The organism is Cyanobium sp. BA5m-21, from assembly GCF_024346235.1.
GTDB classification, from domain to species: domain Bacteria; phylum Cyanobacteriota; class Cyanobacteriia; order PCC-6307; family Cyanobiaceae; genus Cyanobium_A; species Cyanobium_A usitatum.
In genome coordinates, this window is record NZ_JAGQCO010000003.1 from 58081 (window position 1) to 74854 (window position 16774).

12 protein-coding genes are annotated in these 16774 nt (G+C 62.3%); 3 read left to right on the plus strand and 9 right to left on the minus strand.

Annotated elements, in window-relative coordinates:
* Positions 1-12 precede the first annotated feature (12 nt).
* The 6 genes from purL to KBY72_RS01740 all read right to left on the minus strand — a co-directional run bounded on the left by purL (position 13) and on the right by KBY72_RS01740 (position 8362).
* A complete protein-coding gene (gene purL / locus KBY72_RS01715; RefSeq protein WP_254992968.1) occupies positions 13-2367 on the minus strand; it encodes a phosphoribosylformylglycinamidine synthase subunit PurL in 2355 nt (784 codons plus the stop codon).
* 72 nt (positions 2368-2439) lie between these two features.
* Complete coding sequence (locus KBY72_RS01720; RefSeq protein WP_254960591.1) at positions 2440-3150, minus strand: RNA methyltransferase; 711 nt, start codon at positions 3148-3150, stop codon at positions 2440-2442.
* A gap of 2 nt (positions 3151-3152) precedes the next feature.
* A complete protein-coding gene (gene dnaN, locus KBY72_RS01725) occupies positions 3153-4298 on the minus strand; it encodes a DNA polymerase III subunit beta (RefSeq protein WP_254960592.1) in 1146 nt (381 codons plus the stop codon).
* Between the two features lie 408 nt (positions 4299-4706).
* Positions 4707-5765, minus strand: coding sequence for a threonine synthase (gene thrC, locus KBY72_RS01730; RefSeq protein WP_254992988.1), 1059 nt, complete (start codon positions 5763-5765; stop codon positions 4707-4709).
* 85 nt (positions 5766-5850) lie between these two features.
* Entirely contained in the window at positions 5851-6456 is a 606-nt protein-coding gene (locus KBY72_RS01735) for an alpha/beta hydrolase (RefSeq protein ID WP_254960593.1), read from the minus strand.
* 31 nt (positions 6457-6487) lie between these two features.
* On the minus strand, positions 6488-8362 hold the full coding sequence (locus KBY72_RS01740) for an ABC1 kinase family protein (protein WP_254960594.1): 1875 nt from the start codon (positions 8360-8362) through the stop codon (positions 6488-6490).
* Positions 8363-8470: 108 nt separating this feature from the next.
* Here KBY72_RS01740 and recN point away from each other — a divergent pair, with 108 nt between their 5' ends.
* From recN to KBY72_RS01755, 3 genes are all read left to right on the plus strand, one after another.
* A complete protein-coding gene (gene recN, locus KBY72_RS01745; protein ID WP_254960595.1) occupies positions 8471-10159 on the plus strand; it encodes a DNA repair protein RecN in 1689 nt (562 codons plus the stop codon).
* Positions 10160-10232: 73 nt separating this feature from the next.
* Positions 10233-13259, plus strand: coding sequence for an excinuclease ABC subunit UvrA (uvrA, locus tag KBY72_RS01750; protein ID WP_254992969.1), 3027 nt, complete (start codon positions 10233-10235; stop codon positions 13257-13259).
* A 100-nt stretch (positions 13260-13359) separates the two neighbouring features.
* Positions 13360-13641, plus strand: a complete 282-nt coding sequence (locus tag KBY72_RS01755) for a hypothetical protein (RefSeq protein WP_254961875.1) — start codon at positions 13360-13362, stop codon at positions 13639-13641.
* A gap of 356 nt (positions 13642-13997) precedes the next feature.
* Here the strand turns inward: KBY72_RS01755 and KBY72_RS01760 are convergent, their stop codons facing one another.
* The 3 genes from KBY72_RS01760 to purT all read right to left on the minus strand — a co-directional run bounded on the left by KBY72_RS01760 (position 13998) and on the right by purT (position 16761).
* Positions 13998-14444 (minus strand): hypothetical protein, encoded by a 447-nt coding sequence (locus KBY72_RS01760; protein ID WP_254992970.1) that lies wholly within the window; start codon positions 14442-14444, stop codon positions 13998-14000.
* A 24-nt stretch (positions 14445-14468) separates the two neighbouring features.
* Positions 14469-15476 carry an LCP family protein gene (locus tag KBY72_RS01765; protein ID WP_254961877.1) on the minus strand — a complete coding sequence of 336 codons (1008 nt, stop codon included), beginning with the start codon at positions 15474-15476 and terminating at the stop codon, positions 14469-14471.
* Positions 15477-15543: 67 nt separating this feature from the next.
* Positions 15544-16761 carry a formate-dependent phosphoribosylglycinamide formyltransferase gene (purT, locus tag KBY72_RS01770; RefSeq protein ID WP_254961878.1) on the minus strand — a complete coding sequence of 406 codons (1218 nt, stop codon included), beginning with the start codon at positions 16759-16761 and terminating at the stop codon, positions 15544-15546.
* Positions 16762-16774 lie beyond the last annotated feature (13 nt).

The following is a 16774-nucleotide window of genomic DNA, read 5'->3' on the forward strand; positions in this document are numbered from 1 at the left end:
CACGGTGAAATTTCATTCTGCACGAGCGCCATCGCCCATTCGCCTCGGGATGGCCTGCTCGTAGCAGGCCTCCAATGCCGCCAGGCTCTGCTCAAGCAAAGGTTGGCCTGCTTGGCGAATTACCAGGCTGGCAGCAGCTGTAACCGCGCCAAGCCGCTCTGCCGGCACTTCAGCCAACGCCAGAGCCTGCTGCCAGGCGGCATCCTGATCGGCGGGCACGCTCACCAGGATGCGGGCACCACCCTCGGCAAACAGCAGCCGATCCAGCCGGGTGCTGCTGGCCGGGATCTCCAGCTCAGCCCCCAGAGGTATTAAAGCAATGGTGGCGATGCAGCACTCGGCCGCAGCCACCGCCAGGCCGCCATCGCTGAGGTCGTGGGCGGAAGCCACCAAGCCCTGGGCAATCGCTTGGCGCAGGAAGCCCTGAACCGAACGCTCCAGAACCAAATCAATCTCGGGCGGGCGCCCCGTGACGGCTCCATGCAGCCGCTCCAGATAGCTGCTGCCGGCCAGGCTCAAGCGGGGATCGGCGGGAGCCTCACCTGTTTCCAACGGCACCCCCAGCAGCCAGATGGCGTCGCCGGCCTGGCGCCAGGCCTGGCCGCGCACGTGCTCAAGGTTGTGCACCATGCCCACCATGCCCACCACGGGGGTGGGGTGGATCGGCTGCATGCGGCCATCGGGCAGGCGGGTCTCGTTGTAGAGGGAGACGTTGCCGCCGGTGACAGGGGTATCCAGGGCGCTGCAAGCAGCCGAAAGGCCGCGGCAGGCCATCGCCAGCTGCCAGTAGCCGGTGGGGGTTTCCGGCGAGGGGAAATTGAGGTTGTCCGTCACCGCCAGGGGCTCGGCGCCGACACAGCTGAGGTTGCGGGCCGCCTCGGCCACCGCCGCCATGGCGCCGCGCTCGGGATCGAGGGATACCCAGCGGTTAGGGCAGTCCACCACCGCCGCCACGCCACGGCTGGCTGCCGCCATGGCGCCCTCGCCCTGCTGGGGCCGCAGCCGCACCACGGCCGCATCGGCGCCGCCGGGGGGCACCACGGTGTTGGCCTGCACTTGGTGATCGTACTGGCGGTATACCCAGCGCTTGGAGGCGATGGTGGGGTCATCAAGCAGGGCCAGCAGGGCCCCATCCCAGCTGAAAGGCAACTCAGCTGGTAACTGGGTCTCGCTCCAGCGCCAGTGGGCCTGGATCTCAGCAGGCGGTTCGCTCAGCAATGTGTGGTGGTTGATCGGCGTGTCGTCCGCCAGGGCGCTGGCGGGAACCTCGGCCGCCACCTGGCCGTGCTGCAGCACCCGCACGATGTTGTCTTCCAGCACCCGGCCCACCACTGCTGCCTGCAGCCCCCAGCGCGTAAAGCGCGCCATCAGCGCCTGCTCCGTGCCGGGCTTGACCACAAACAACATCCGCTCCTGGGATTCGCTCAGCAAAAACTCGTAGGCGGTCATGCCGGCCTCGCGGGCGGGCACGCGGTCGAGATCCAGCTCAATTCCCAGCCCCCCCTTAGCGGCCATCTCCGAGCAGCTGCAGGTGAGGCCGGCGGCGCCCATATCTTGAGCCGCCACCACATCACCGCTCTGGAATGCCTCCAAGCAGGCCTCGATCAGTCCCTTCTCAAGGAAGGGATCGCCAACCTGCACGGCAGGGCGATCATCCAGGGAGGCCTCGGTGAGCTCAGCGGAGGCAAAGCTGGCGCCGCCCATGCCGTCGCGGCCGGTGGTACTGCCCACGTACACCACGGGGTAACCCACTCCTTCAGCACCGGAGCAGACGATCTCCTCGGTTTCCATCAGCCCCAGGGCCATGGCGTTCACCAAGGGGTTGCCGGAGTAGCTGGGGTCAAACGCCACCTCCCCACCCACGGTGGGCACGCCCACGCAGTTGCCGTAGTGGGCGATGCCGGCCACCACGCCCTCCATCAGACCCACGTTGCGCTCGTCCTCCAAGGGACCGAAGCGCAGGGCATTGAGCAGGGCTATCGGCCTGGCTCCCATGGTGAAGATGTCGCGCAGGATGCCGCCAACGCCGGTGGCCGCGCCCTGGAACGGCTCCACGGCCGAGGGGTGGTTGTGGCTCTCGATCTTGAAGGCCAGGCGCTGGCCTTCACCCAGATCCACCACGCCTGCATTCTCGCCAGGGCCCACCAGGATGCGCGGGCCGGTGGTCGGGAAGCCCTGCAGCAGCGGCCGCGAGTTGCGGTAGCAGCAGTGCTCCGACCACATCACCCCAAACATGCCCAACTCAGCGCGGTTGGGAGCGCGGCCGAGGCGACAGCAGATCTCGTCGTAGTCGGCCTGGCTGAGGTTCTCCTTCTTGAGGGCATCGGGAACCGAATAGGCCGGTGCTTCGAAAGAGGCGGCAACCACGTGCAGCTGGGCAAGATCACTCCAGTCTCGCCGAGCGGGTCTCACAGCAACTGGAACTGGTCTAAGCGAGGTTCAAATCCAGGGATCTTCATCATCAGCAGGCGGTCCAGAACGGCGGCGGCGAGGGGGGGCATCAGTTTCGTAGGGCTGATCTAACCCCTCCGGCTCCTGCCAGGGCGGCTCCTCAAGCCAGCCCTCCAGCCTCTCCTCAAATCGGTTGCCCGCCTCCTGCACCTGATCGCGCCACCGCCTTGAACGACGCAAAAACTCTTGCCGCACACTTGCCCGGGCTAGGGGCAGGTCGTCGATGCTCTCCAGCGCGGTGAGCACCTGGCCGGGCTGCTGATCCAGCAGGCGATCCAAGCTCAATCGCCAACGGCTACTGCCCGGCAGGCGTGGATCACTGCGACTCACCAAATAATGGCGAATACGGCCACTACGCAACTCGATGGCGGCATCAGCCAAGGTGCCGATCGGTTGCTGGCGGCGATCCAGCACAGCCGCATCGATCAAAGTCGGCAGCTTCTCCAACACACCAAGCTCTGTTTCAGCTGGTTCACCCTGCACAAGTGCTTCCAGCTCAGAAATGCCTCGCAACTGGTTGAGACGCCACACCTCCCGGCGATTGCCAAAAGCCGACGGTTTTGAAACCCAACCCAGCACCCGATGCACAGGGGGATGCATCCACACCTGCACGCCCGCACCGTGATCGAGCCCCTGATCGCAGCGAACATGCCGGCGCAGTAACTCACTCAGCAGCACCTGCTCCGGAAGGGGAGCCAACGTCAGCTGCGGATCTGAACGGGCATCACCAAGTAGGTGAATTGATCCCCTTCCGCAGGAGTCAAAATCACCGGCGTGGTGGGGGCGTTGCACTGCAGCAGCACCCGATCACAGGCCATGGCCTTGAGACCATCGAGCAAGTAGCGCACGTTGAAGGCAATCTGAATCGCTTCACCCTCGATGGTGGCAGCGAGTCCTTCAGAACCACTGCCCACGTCCTGGGCATCGGCCTGAATCAATATTTGACCGGTGGCGGGCTCGGCACTGAGCTTGACGACATTGTTGTGCTGGTCAGCAAGCACAGCGACTCGCTCAAGAGCCGACACCAGAGCGCGGCGCTCGAGATTGATCGTGCGAGTGAAGCTCTCTGGAATCAGCTGGCGGTAGTTGGGGTAGGTGCCATCAAGGCTGCGGCTGGTGAGCACCTGGTCGGCCCAAAGGAACACCACCTGGCCGCGATCACAGAACAGGCTCAAGGGCTCTTCAGATTGACGTCCTGAGAGCAGACGCTCCAGCTCCCGCAACGAGCGAGCTGGCACGGTGACGGCAAAAGGCTCCTCGGCTTCGTTTTGCGCAGAGGCGGTCGCATGGGCAAGCCTGAGCACTGCCAGGCGATGGCCATCGGTTGCCGCACATTCCAGCCCGGCCGGATCAAGGCCCAGGTGCACACCAGTGAGCAGTTGCTTGGCTTCGTCGCCACTGCTGGCAAAAAGGGTGGCGCGCAGACCCTTAACCAGGGCTTCTGCTTCCAGACGAATCGGCGTACCGCTCTGCACTAGGGGCAGGTCAGGAAAATCATCGGCAGGCATGCCCCGCATCTGGTAGCTGCCCGAAAGGCTGGTGAGCTCCACCTGCTCGGAACCTTCAGCGCAATTCAGCGTGATCGGGCTATCACTCGAGAGGCGCGAAACAATTTCGCCAAACAACCGGGCGGGCAGGGTGATGGCGCCGCTGGTTTCAACGCTGGCGCTGATGCTCGTCTGGATACCCAGGCTGAGGTCAAAACCGGTGAGGCTGAGTCGACCCGTGCCCGCATCAGCGGTGAGCAGCACGTTTGCCAGCACCGGATGGGTGGGGCGACTGGCCACGGCCCGGCTGACCAGCTGCAGGCTGGAGCTGAGTTCAGACTGGGAGCAGACCAGCTTCATGGCGTTTGTGCTGGGGAGCCTGACGGCTTGATCAAGGGTGACCCCACGCTTCCACAGGGCGGCTGATTCCGCAACGCCGGTGATCCGTCTTGCTGCGCTCTTCTAAGGGTTTGATTGATCAAGTTCAAGAAAGAAATTAAAATCGTATTAGTAGGGGTTGAGGAAACCGGGGAAAACCGAAAAACTCTCCGCTGCAGCTGGGTTTGATCTGGATCAGCCCTGGGGTTTGGCCTGGGCTAGCTGGGGTAAAAATCAGCTTTTCCGCCGTTTCCAGCAGGTGTGGAAAACATTGGGATTGAGGAGCTTGGCCAAGGCGAGAGCTTCTCCGCGGTTTCCAGGGCCTTTTCCCCAGCTGTTCAGCAGACGCTTTGCTGATTGGTTGAAGGTTTTGGTCAGGTCTGGGTTTGTTTAAAAACCCATCACTTCGGCCACCTTGGCGGTGTCCGCCTCCAGACCGGTATGGAAGCGGGCGTCATTGTTTTCGATGGCGGTAGTTGGATCCTTGAGGCCGTTGCCGGTGAGCACACAAACCACCGTGGCTCCCTGGGGCACGTCCTGGTGGTGCTTGAGCAGGCCTGCGACCGAGGCGGCACTAGCTGGCTCGCAGAACACGCCTTCGCCGCTGCCCAGCAGCTTGTAGGCATCAATGATTTCAGCGTCGGTGACGGCCATGAAGTTGCCACCGCTTTCGCTGCGCACGTTTAGGGCTTTTTCGCGATTCACCGGGTTGCCGATGCGGATCGCTGTGGCGATGGTGTCTGGCTGCTCAACCGTGTGGCCCAGGACCAAAGGAGCAGAACCCGCCGCTTGAAAGCCCATCATTCGGGGCAGCTTGCGGCAATGGCCCTCTTTTAGGTACTCGTTGAATCCCATCCAGTAGGCGCTGATGTTGCCGGCGTTGCCAACCGGGATGCATAGCCAGTCCGGCGCTTCACCAAGGGCATCCACCACCTCGAAGGCGGCGGTTTTTTGCCCCTGCAATCGGTAGGGGTTCACCGAATTCACCAGGGTGACCGGGTATTTGTTGGCAACTTCCTGCACGATCGCCAGGGCTTTGTCGAAGTTGCCCTGGATGGCGATCACCTCGGCGCCGTAGAGCAGGGCTTGGGCCAGTTTTCCCTGGGCTACATAGCCATCTGGGATCAGCACGAAGGCCCGCATGCCGCCGCGGCTGGCGTAGGCGGCCGCCGCGGCCGAGGTGTTGCCTGTGCTGGCGCAGATCACTGCTTCAGAACCGGCTTCCTTGGCTTTGGAAATCGCCATGGTCATGCCCCGGTCTTTAAAGGAGCCGGTGGGGTTGAGGCCGTCGTATTTCAGATAGACCTTGACGCCGCGGCCGATTCGTTCGGCGATCACGGGGGCTGGAATCAGGGGTGTGGAGCCCTCCCGCAGGGTGATTACGGGTGTGCGCTCTGAAACTGGCAGCCAGCGGCGATAGGCCTCGATCAGTCCAGGCCAGTCCTGCATGGTGGGACGGGCAGCAAAGGGGACCTTGCTCAAACGCTGCAGAGAACGGAGCAAGGACACAATTTGGACAGTGACTTCAGTGAATCTACGGCGCAGCAGCTGGCGCGTCGCCGCGCAACCCATCCAGCGGTGATTCGGAGAAGAAGCGCACCAGCTCGGTGATCGAGCTGGTTTTGCTGATCAGGTTCATCAAGGCGGGGATGCTCACTTCCATCTGCTGGGCGGGATAAGCGCGCAAGAAAGAAATTGCAGATATCGAACCGTTGCCTTCAACGACCCCCAGCACCATGGCGGAGCGCATGGCTGGAATCCCGGCCTGGGATGCCTTGAGCGGAAACACGATTACAGACAGGCGCTGCAGGATTGCCTCGCCGATTCGGGTGTTGAGCAGCCTGCTCACCAGGCTTACAGGCAGGCTCACCGACTGATTCAGCAGCTTGGCGATTTCCTGGGGATTTTGGCGGCTGAAGCTCAAAACATCGGCTAGCAGGCCTCGGGCTTGGCCGGTCTTAGCCAGATGCTCCAGGTCTGCAACGGCGATGGAGCGGCGAAAGGCACCGCTCACAAACACCAGGTTTTCAGCAGCACTAGCTGGCTGCAGGCTGACCGCAGGCCAGGGAACGACCAGGCTCAGGCCCAGGGCGATGGCAACAAGGGCCTGACGCTTACGGCCTAACGACGCTATTTGCATGGCGATAAGCCTACGGCGATTGCTTTCAAATTCAGGCGGCGACGAGCACATCTCGCACCAGGCGAACCATGCTGCGCTCGGCCAGGCCCTTGGCTAGTTGAACTCCCATCTGGCGTAGTTCAGGTTCTCCCACAAGGCGTGGCAGGCGGCGCAGCAGCATCTGGGGTTCGAAGCCGGGCAGGGCTTTGAGTATGCCCATTAACTGGCGCACTGGCTCGAGGTCGAGCAGCGGTTCAGCCGCCTCGCTTAGCCGGTGACGGCGCAAACCTGGAGGTTGGAACCGCTCTGGCAGGCGCTTGCCGATGCGCAGGGTGGTTTGCCAGGCCATGGCATCCATGCGGCCCACCATGGCGTCTACCAGCTGTTGGCGTAGCAGCCCGCCGTTGGCTGAGAAAAGAAAGCTCAGTACCTGATCGAGCAGCCCTTCGAGATCGAGCTGGGCTCCTTGGGAGGCGCTAGCGATCAGGTTGTCGAGCCGTTGCCAGCGGAAGATGTCGCCGTCGAAGAGCATCTCCTTGAGGCTCTGGCGCAGGGTGGGATCGGGGTCTTCCATCAGCCGCCGGGCGAAGTAGGGGTAGGCGGCGCCAAGGATCTTGAACTCGGGATCAACGCTGAGGGCGATTCCCTCCAGGGTCACCAGCGAGCGGATGATTAGGGCGTAGTAGGGCGGCACCTGGAAGGGGAAGCGATACATCACGCCGGAAAGGTCATCTGTGACCGCTTTGAAATCCATGCGGCTGACTCCCTGCTCGATCGCTTGACCGAACACCTTTTCAAAAGCTGGCACTATCGGCTCGAGATTTACGTCTTCGGCCAGGAAGCCCAGGCTGACGAAATCCTTACTTAGCTTGCCGAAACTGCGATTTACCAGATGCACAACCGCCTGAATCAGGCCGGTGCGCGATTCGCGGCTCACTTCGCTCATCATGCCGAAGTCGAGGTAGGCCAGCCGGCCATCTGCCATCGCCAACAGGTTGCCGGGGTGGGGGTCGGCGTGGAAAAAGCCGTGCTCTAGTAATTGCTGCAGGCTGCAGTTAACACCGACGTTCACCATGTCGTCGGGGTCTACGCCGATGCCGCGCACCGCTTCGAGATTGGTGAGTTTCACCCCCTCCATCCATTCCATGGTGAGCACCCGGCGGCTGGTGGCCTGGTGGTAGATGCGGGGAACGGTGATCCGGGGATTGTGGGCGTGTAATTCGGCGAAGCGCTCGGCGTTGGCGGCTTCGTTGAAGTAGTCCATCTCCTCAAACACCCGCTTGCCCAGTTCATCGATCAGGGCCACCAGGTCGGAGCGGATTAGGCCGACGTTTTGGTTCAGCCAGGAAGCGATGTTGCGCACGATGTAGAGGTCGAGCGTGATCTGCTCCCGCAGGCCCGGGCGCTGCACCTTTACTGCCACCGCCTGACCCCCCTTGAGCACGCCCTTGTGCACCTGGCCCAGCGAAGCGGCCGAGATCGGCTCGGCGTCTAGTTGCTCGTAGATATCGAGTACGGCAGCGCCTAGGTCCTCTTCGATGCAGGCCATCGCTAGGGCTGAGTCGAAGCCCGGCAGCTGGTCTTGCAGCTGGGCAAGTTCCTCCAGCAGCAGTGGCGGCACGATGTCGGGCCGGGTGGATAGGGCCTGGCCGGCCTTGATGAAAGCGGGGCCGAGCGAAGCCACTAGATCCGCTGCCTCCTTGGCGCGGGACCTGGCTACCTCCGTAGTTTTGAGGCGCCCGGTGAGCCAGTCAAAACCCACCCCAAGTAGGTAAAGCCCGATTGGTACCAGGGTTTGCCACAGGCGCCGGAATAGCCGTTGCGGGTGGCCGGTGTAAATCCGGGTGATGGCGGCCGGGTCGTAGCTCAGCAGGCCAGCGGCCTCTAGAAAGTCACCCAACTCGGCTTGGTTGTTGTCGGGATCCATGGGAGTTGGGCGGGCTAAGCACCGCTAAGGCGCACCAACCCCCTTCTAAACGAATCCCACTGCCGCTACGGTCTGGCCGGTACCCCAGTCCGGTTAGCGGAGACCGACGTGCTCACGGGACTGCGCCTCAGCAACATCGCCCTGATCGAGCGGCTGGAGCTCAGCTTCAGCGAGGGCTTCACGGTGCTGACCGGTGAGACGGGAGCAGGTAAATCGATCCTGCTTGATGCCCTCGATGCCCTTTTGGGTGGGGCCCAGGGCAGCGCCGGCGCCCGGTTGCTGCGGCGCGGCGCTGAGCGCGGCACGATCGAGGCCAGCTTCAGCCTTTCGCCCCCTTTGCAGGCCTGGTTGCAGCAGCAGGAGCTGGAGGTTGAGGAGGGCGAACTGCTGCTTTCGCGTGAGTGGCGCCTCACAGAAGAGCGCCTCAGCAGCCGCAATCGGCTTAATGGCGTGGTGGTGAGCCGGGCCCAGATCCAGGAGCTGCGCCCCCTGCTGCTCGATCTCACCGTTCAGGGCCAAACCCAGCAGCTGGCGCGGCCCGGTCAGCAGCGCCGCTGGCTTGATCGCTTTGGTGGCGAAGGCCTTCCGCTTTTGCTGGCGCCGGTGGCGGCGGCCTGGCGCCACTGGAAACAGGCGGCGGCGGCGCTGGAGCAGGCCCGTAGCGACTGGGACCAGCTACAGCAGCAGCGCGCTGCCCAGGAGCAACTGCTGGCCGACCTGGAGGCGGCCCAGCTGCAAGATCCGCAGGAGCGTCAGCAGCTCCAAAACGAGGAAAACCGCCTCGCCCATGGGGTGCGGCTGCAGGAGGGGGTGATGGTTTTGCTGGGCCGCTTGCTGGAGGGTGCAGAGCAGGCGCCATCGGTGCTCGATCACCTGGCCGCCTGCGAACAGGAGCTGCTGCAGATGGAGGCCTTAGATGGCGGCGTCAGTGAGCTGCGCAGTTGCTGCAGCGATGGTTTGGCGGCTTTGCAGGATCTAGCCCGCGATCTGGATCGCTACGGATCTGGTCTTGATAGTGACCCAGAAAGCTTGGCGGAGCTCCAGGAGCGGATGGCCCAGCTCAAGGCTCTGGAGCGGCGCCATGGCCAGGATTTGGCTGGCTTGATCGCCCTGCGCGATCGCCTGCGGCAGCAACTGGCCCCCGGCGGTGGCGAAGTTTCCCTGGAGGCCCTGGAGCTGGCGGAGCAGCGAGCCCGCCAGCTTCGCGATCAGGCCAATGCCTCGCTCAGCGCCGCCCGCCGTCAGGCCGCGACTGCCCTGGAGCAGCAACTGATGCAGGCGCTGCGGCCGATGGGATTGGCCAATGTGCGCTTCGCGGTGGCGATTGCACCCGCGTCAGCGGGGGAGGAGGGAGCCGATGCGGTGCAGTTTCAGTTTTCCGCCAACCCGGGTGTGCCCCTGGCGCCCCTGGCTGAGGTGGCTTCAGGCGGTGAGATGTCGCGCTTTCTGCTGGCTCTGAAAACCTGCCTGGCTGCGGCAGACCAGCACGTCACCCTGCTTTTCGATGAGATCGACACGGGCGTGAGTGGTCGGGTGAGCGGCGCCATGGCCGAGCTGCTGGCCCGCCTGGCTAAGCAGCGCCAGGTGTTTTGCGTCACCCACCAACCCCTGGTGGCCGCGGCGGCAGACCACCACTTCCGTGTCTCCAAGCAGGTGTTGGAGGGTGTTACCCATACGCGGGTGTCCCAGCTGCGGGACACCCAGGACCGTCAGGCGGAGCTGGCCGAACTGGCGGGTGGCGATTCCGGCGAGGCCCGCAGCTATGCGGCCAGCCTGCTCGATCAACACGGTCACTAGAACCCCTACAGCACTGGTATGTGCCCAGGGCAAGGGGAGCATCCGTAGACTTGCTCGTTCATGAGCCGTCTGGATGCCCCGCGCCAAGAGCTCTGCTGCCTCTAGCTCTGCCACCAACGGTGCAGCCGCTAGCAGAACCCTCGCCCAGACCGTTCACGAAAAGGTCCTTGACCCGAGCCGTGTGCTCAGCGGCGGCTCTTTTGAGGATGTGATCCGGGTGCGGGGCGCCCGTCAGCACAATCTCAAAAACGTAGACCTCACCATCCCGCGCAATCGCCTGGTGGTGTTCACCGGTGTGAGCGGCAGCGGTAAGAGCTCGCTGGCTTTTGACACGATCTTTGCCGAGGGCCAGCGCCGCTACGTCGAGAGCCTGTCGGCCTATGCGCGCCAGTTTCTGGGCCAGGTGGATAAGCCCGATGTGGATGCGATCGAGGGGCTCTCACCGGCCATCTCGATCGACCAGAAATCCACCAGCCACAATCCCCGCTCCACCGTTGGCACGGTGACGGAGATCCAGGATTATTTGCGCCTGCTATTCGGCCGGGCTGGGGAACCCCATTGTCCCCAGTGCGATCGCTCGATTCGGCCCCAGACCATCGACGAGATGGTGGACCAGATCCTGGCTTTGCCCGAGGGCACCCGCTACCAACTATTGGCGCCGGTGGTGCGCGGCAAGAAAGGTAGCCACGTCAAGCTGCTGGGCGGTTTGGTGGCCGAGGGCTTTGCGCGGGTGCGCATCAATGGCGAAGTGCGCGAGCTCGCCGACAACATCGAGCTAGATAAAAACCACGCCCACAACATTGAGGTGGTGGTGGACCGGCTGGTGGCGAGGGAAGGGGTGCAGGAACGGCTCACCGATTCGCTGCGCACTGCTCTTAAAAGAGGTGATGGCCTGGCGTTGGTGGAGGTGGTGCCCAAGGCCGATGAGGAGCTGCCCGATGGGGTGGAGCGGGAGCGGCTCTATTCGGAAAATTTCGCCTGCCCGGTGCACGGCGCCGTGATGGAGGAGCTGTCGCCTCGGCTGTTCTCCTTCAACAGCCCCTACGGCGCCTGCCCCGACTGCCACGGCATCGGCCACCTGCGCAAGTTCACCGCCGAGCGGGTGTTGCCCGATCCCTCCCTGCCCGTTTATGCGGCGATTGCGCCTTGGGCCGATAAGGACAATTCCTATTACTTCTCCCTGCTTTATTCGGTTGGGGAGGCCTACAAGTTTGAGATCAAGACGCCTTGGAATCAGCTCAGCGCTGAGCAGCAGGAGGTGCTGCTGCATGGCAGCCAGGAGCCGATCAGCATTCAGGCCGACAGCCGCTATCGCAAGAGCGCCGGCTACGAACGTCCGTTTGAAGGCATCTTGCCAATCCTGGAGCGCCAGTTGCGCGACGCCAGCGGCGAATCTGTGCGCCAAAAGCTGGAGAAGTTTCTCGAGCTGGTGCCCTGCGCCACCTGCCACGGCCTGAGATTACGGCCGGAAGCGCTGGCGGTGCGGGTGGGCCCCTATGCCATCCACGAACTCACGGCGGTGAGCGTGGGCGAAACCCTGCGCCGGATTGAGTCGCTGATGGGGGTGGGCGAGAGCGAGGGTGCTGATCCTTTGCTCAGTCCACGCCAGATCCAGATCGGTGATCTGGTGTTGCGGGAGATCAGGCTGCGCCTGAAGTTTCTGCTGGATGTGGGGCTCGATTATCTGAGCCTGGATCGGCCCGCCATGACCCTCAGCGGTGGCGAAGCCCAGCGGATTCGGTTGGCGACCCAGATCGGCGCGGGCCTCACCGGAGTGCTCTACGTGCTGGATGAGCCGAGCATTGGTTTGCACCAGCGTGACAACGACCGGCTGCTTAATACCCTGCTGAAGTTGCGGGATCTAGGCAACACCTTGATCGTGGTGGAGCACGACGAAGACACGATTCGTGCTGCCGACTACGTGGTGGATATCGGCCCAGGGGCGGGGGTGCACGGCGGCCACATTGTGGCGGAGGGCAGCTTTGAGGATTTGCTGGCCGCAGAGGATTCCCTTACCGGCGCATACCTCAGTGGCCGCCTCTCGATTCCAACTCCAGCTGAGCGGCGCAGTACCGGTAGCCGCCGGCTCACGATGGTGGACTGCGAGCGCAACAACCTGGCCGGCTTCGATGTGGAGATTCCACTGGGGCGGCTGGTGTGCGTCACCGGGGTGAGTGGCAGTGGCAAGAGCACCCTGGTGAATGAGCTGCTGCATCCGGCCCTGGAGCACCAGCTGGGCCTGAAGGTGCCATTTCCACCAGGCTTAGGTGAGCTGCGCGGTATCAAGGCGATCGACAAGGTGATCGTGATTGACCAATCGCCGATTGGTCGTACGCCCCGCTCCAATCCCGCCACCTATACGGGCGCTTTTGACCCGATTCGTCAGGTGTTTGCGGCCACGGTGGAGGCCAAGGCTCGCGGCTATCAGGTGGGTCAGTTCAGTTTCAATGTGAAGGGTGGCCGCTGTGAGGCCTGCAGTGGCCAGGGCGTCAATGTGATTGAGATGAACTTCCTGCCGGATGTATATGTGCAGTGCGATGTATGTAAGGGTGCCCGCTACAACCGCGAAACCTTGCAGGTGACCTACAAGGGTCACACGATTGCTGATGTGCTGGAAATGACGGTGGAGCAGGCCGCCGATGTGTTTTCAGCTATCCCGCAGGCTGCCGATCGGTTGCGCACCTTGGTGGATGTGGGCCTGGGCTACGTGAAGCTCGGCCAGCCGGCGCCCACCCTCTCAGGCGGTGAGGCCCAGCGGGTGAAGCTGGCCACCGAGCTCTCTAAACGGGCCACCGGAAAAACGCTCTATTTGATCGACGAACCCACCACCGGACTCAGCTTCTTTGATGTGCACAAGTTGATGGATGTGATGCAGCGCCTTGTGGATAAGGGCAACTCGATCCTGGTGATCGAGCACAACCTCGATGTGATCCGCTGTGCTGATTGGATCGTGGATCTCGGCCCAGAAGGGGGAGACAAGGGAGGGGAGATCGTGGCGTGTGGCACTCCAGAGGAGGTTGCAGTGCATCCCACCAGTCACACGGGCAGGTATCTCAAGCAGGTGCTGGAGCAGCATCCGCCTGAAGTGGTGGTGGTTTGAGGGGTTTTCATGACTGGAGATACAGATAACCTCTGTTGCGAAACTCTCAGTTGCCTTTGCTTTGATGTACGGTTTATTTGTCTAAACATAAAAGTGATAAATGACTTACATCCTTACTCATTTCTGGCCAGGTGCGACGGAAGAGCAGTATCGGGATGAAGTCGCAGCTGTTCATCCAAAGGGTGGTTTGCCAAAGGGACAGCTCCATCACGCAGCTGGAGCCGTTGATGGTGGTGTGTTGATTGTGGCAATCTGGGACTCCAAGGAGTCATCGGATCGCTTCGTTGCCGACGTGCTGATGGCTCATGTGCCTGAACCTGGTGGTTTCTCCGGTAAACCGGATGAGCGGGCTGCTGAAGCCTTTAATTTTCTTTCTCAATAGTTTGTTCTCTGGGGTAACTCCACCCTGAATCAGGGCAAATCAACGTATGGGGAGCATCGAGAAGCTCCCTTTTTCTTTTTCTCGCTCTGATATTCGCTGAGGGTTTTGTTTTCCAGGGGTGAGTTAGGCCAGGCAGATGTTGACAACGGCCCTGCCCCTGAGGTGGTCCGGGCTTGAGTTAGCGGCTTCTTGTGCAGGGTATGGATCACCCTTTGGTTTACGCATCAGCAGTTGGCTCGATACGTTGGCTTTGGACTATTCAACTATCGGTTGAAGAGCGTTGTCTATTTGTTGATTTGAACAACACCACCATTCCATCGGGCTCCATTGTGTGTTGGGGCCGCTGGATGGCCGGTCTATTTCCGCACCGTATATGTGATCTGCTCTCCTACCTTGAATAAGGGAATAGTGGTGTTTACTACCGTGTCTACCATGGATGTCTCGTCGGCGCTTTCTTTGGTGCGCACTACTACCACTCCCGGTGGCGTGCTGTATGTGTAGATGTTGGTGCTTTTCGATGCTTCGAAGCGGCCAGAGCCTGATGTTTTGATAGGTTTGGGGCCTTTTTTATACCAGGCTTCGGTGAAGGCGAAGCTATTTTTGCCCGTGCTTACTTGGTCAACCCTGCTGTAAGAACCATCGGAGGAGTTGCCACGCCATTTGGATGTCTTTGTGTTTAGCGATGACGTGGGGTCATCCTTGCGCTGGGAGCGGGATAGCTCGTCGCAGCCATAGCTGCCAGCAATTAGTAGCAGTCCAGTGCCGAGGCATAGCAAACGATTTAGCGTGATTGCGATGGCCATGCCCAGCCCAAGTCCAATACCAACCTATGGGCTGCTTTGGTCGCTGCCAACCCCGGCGTAGTGGCTATTGCCGTTGGGCATCCAGTAACTGAGGTCGTTATGCCAGAACAGGCGGCCTGGAAGCTGCTGGGTACTGAGCCTGGTGCTGGCCATCGCCGAGATCAGTTGGCCCATCTCCACTGGCGAAAGATCGGTTTTGATGTCTTCGCCGGCCACTCTCAGCAGTTCTGGTAGCTGGGCCAGGGTGGAGGGCTGGGCTAGTTTGGAAAAAACCTTTGCCAGCACTAGTTTTTGGCGCTCCATCCGGCCTAGATCGCCCATTTCGTCATGGCGGAAGCGCAGGAAGCCCTCCAGTTGCTCACCTTTCAGCACCTGCAATCCTGGATAGAGGTCGATGTATAGGTTCTGGGCATTATCTACGTAGTACATCCGCTTAGGCACATCAACTTTCACGCCGCCAATGGCATCGGCTAGGTGCTCCACAGCGCGCATGTTCACCCGCACATAGCGATCCACTGGAGCATTCAGCAGGCTGGTGAGCTCCTGTTTCAGGGCACCCATGCCGCCAAATGCATAGAGGGCATTGGCTTTTACAACGCCGAATTCGGCCGATTCCACGAAGGTGTCGCGCGGCACCTGGGTGAGCTGGGTGACACCGTCTTTGAGCTGCACCGTGAACATCACATCGGTGTTTTCGCCCACCTTGTCTGTGCCAATCACAAGAACGCGCCGGTTGCCGCCCCCGAATGGATTGATCAGGCTGGTGAGCTGGCTGGGTCCGTGCAACATGGCTGCCCAAACCCCTGAGGCCATTTGCGGCAGGGGCCCAGCAAGTCCATAGCCCAGGCCGATACCCAGTAAGAAGGCCAGAACTGGCGGTTTGCGTTGACGAGGATTTGCGGCAGTTTTCGCTTTGGCGCTATTGCTCGGTGCTGTTTGACGCAGCTCGCGACGGTTGCGCAGGTCGGTGACCACAGCCCCGCGGCTGCTTTCGCGTCGGCTGCGACGCGGGCGGGGCTGGGCCTGGCTCATATCGGCTCCTACTCAGCGCACCTTAAGGGCCGGATCCCTGCTGCACCAGGGGGTGAGCGCCGCTTGTTCAGCTGGAGGCCCGCACCTGGATGTGGGCTGCGGCCATGTCTGCCTTGCGGCGTGCTTCCGCCTCACTACTGCCGCGGGCCAGGGCTACCCCCATGCGCCGCTGGGGCCGGGCGTGTTGCTTGCCGAAAAGCAGCACCTCCGTATCGGCTTCGCTGAGGGCCTGCGCTACGCCGCCGTAAGAGACCTCGGCTCCGTCGCTGTTGGCCAGAATTACCCGGCTGGCAGCGGCTCCCAGGCTTTGGATCAATGGGATCGGCAGGCCCAGCACCGCCCGCAGGTGGAGTTCGAATTCGCTCAGGTTCTGGCCAACCAGCGTCACCAGGCCGGTGTCGTGGGGGCGCGGTGAGAGCTCGGAGAAAATCACCTCAAGCTCACCTGGTTGACCGGAGCTGCTGCCAGGCTTTTTGCACAGGAAAAATTCAACGCCAAACAGGCCGGCGCCGCCCAGGTTGTCGGTGACGCTGCGGGCCATGACCTGGGCTGCCTCTAGAGCGGCGGCTGGCATCTGGGCTGGCTGCCAGCTGCACTGGTAGTCGCCCCGCTCCTGGATGTGGCCGATCGGCGGGCAGAAGAGCGTTGGCCCTTGCCATTGCTTCACGGTGAGCAGGGTGATTTCGAGCTCGAAGTGCAGGAACTCCTCCACGATCACCAGCTCCCCGGCACCTCGGGCACCCGCCATTGCCGCTTCCCAGGCGGCGTCAATCTCTTCGGGGCCCCGCACCACGCTTTGGCCCTTGCCCGAGGAGCTCATCACCGGTTTGACCACCACCGGCCAGCCCAGGCCGGCAGCGGCGCTTGCCAGATCACTGGCGTTGCTGGCGTAGGCAAAGTGGGCGGTGCGCAGCCCCAGCTCAGTGGTTGCCAGGTCGCGGATGCGGTCCCGATTCATGGTCACGGCCGTGGCCCGGGCTGTGGGAATCACGCAGATGCCTTCCGCCTCCAATTCCGCGAGGGCATCAACCGCTAGAGCTTCTATCTCTGGAATCACCAGATCGGGCCGGTGCTGGCGCACCACCGCCTTGAGGGCTTCTGGGTCGGTCATCGCGACCACCTCAGCGACATCAGCCACCTGCATGGCTGGGGCGTTGGCGTAGCGATCCACCGCGATCACCCGGCAGCCGAGGCGCTGGGCTGCGATGGCCACCTCCTTACCCAGCTCACCGCTGCCGAGCAGCATCAAGGTGGCCGGAAGAGTGGCAGGGGTGGGAAAGGTCATGGTGGTCGCCCGG

Bases quoted from the DNA above. Each gene is read 5' to 3' on its own strand.
- KBY72_RS01735 (WP_254960593.1), bottom strand. From the start codon at position 6,456: ATGCAAATAGCGTCGTTAGGCCGTAAGCGTCAGGCCCTTGTTGCCATC.
- KBY72_RS01755 (WP_254961875.1), top strand. From the start codon at position 13,360: ATGACTTACATCCTTACTCATTTCTGGCCAGGTGCGACGGAAGAGCAG.
- uvrA (WP_254992969.1), top strand. From the start codon at position 10,233: ATGCCCCGCGCCAAGAGCTCTGCTGCCTCTAGCTCTGCCACCAACGGT.
- KBY72_RS01765 (WP_254961877.1), bottom strand. From the start codon at position 15,476: ATGAGCCAGGCCCAGCCCCGCCCGCGTCGCAGCCGACGCGAAAGCAGC.
- purT (WP_254961878.1), bottom strand. From the start codon at position 16,761: ATGACCTTTCCCACCCCTGCCACTCTTCCGGCCACCTTGATGCTGCTC.
- KBY72_RS01740 (WP_254960594.1), bottom strand. From the start codon at position 8,362: ATGGATCCCGACAACAACCAAGCCGAGTTGGGTGACTTTCTAGAGGCC.
- KBY72_RS01760 (WP_254992970.1), bottom strand. From the start codon at position 14,444: ATGGCCATCGCAATCACGCTAAATCGTTTGCTATGCCTCGGCACTGGA.
- dnaN (WP_254960592.1), bottom strand. From the start codon at position 4,298: ATGAAGCTGGTCTGCTCCCAGTCTGAACTCAGCTCCAGCCTGCAGCTG.
- thrC (WP_254992988.1), bottom strand. From the start codon at position 5,765: ATGCAGGACTGGCCTGGACTGATCGAGGCCTATCGCCGCTGGCTGCCA.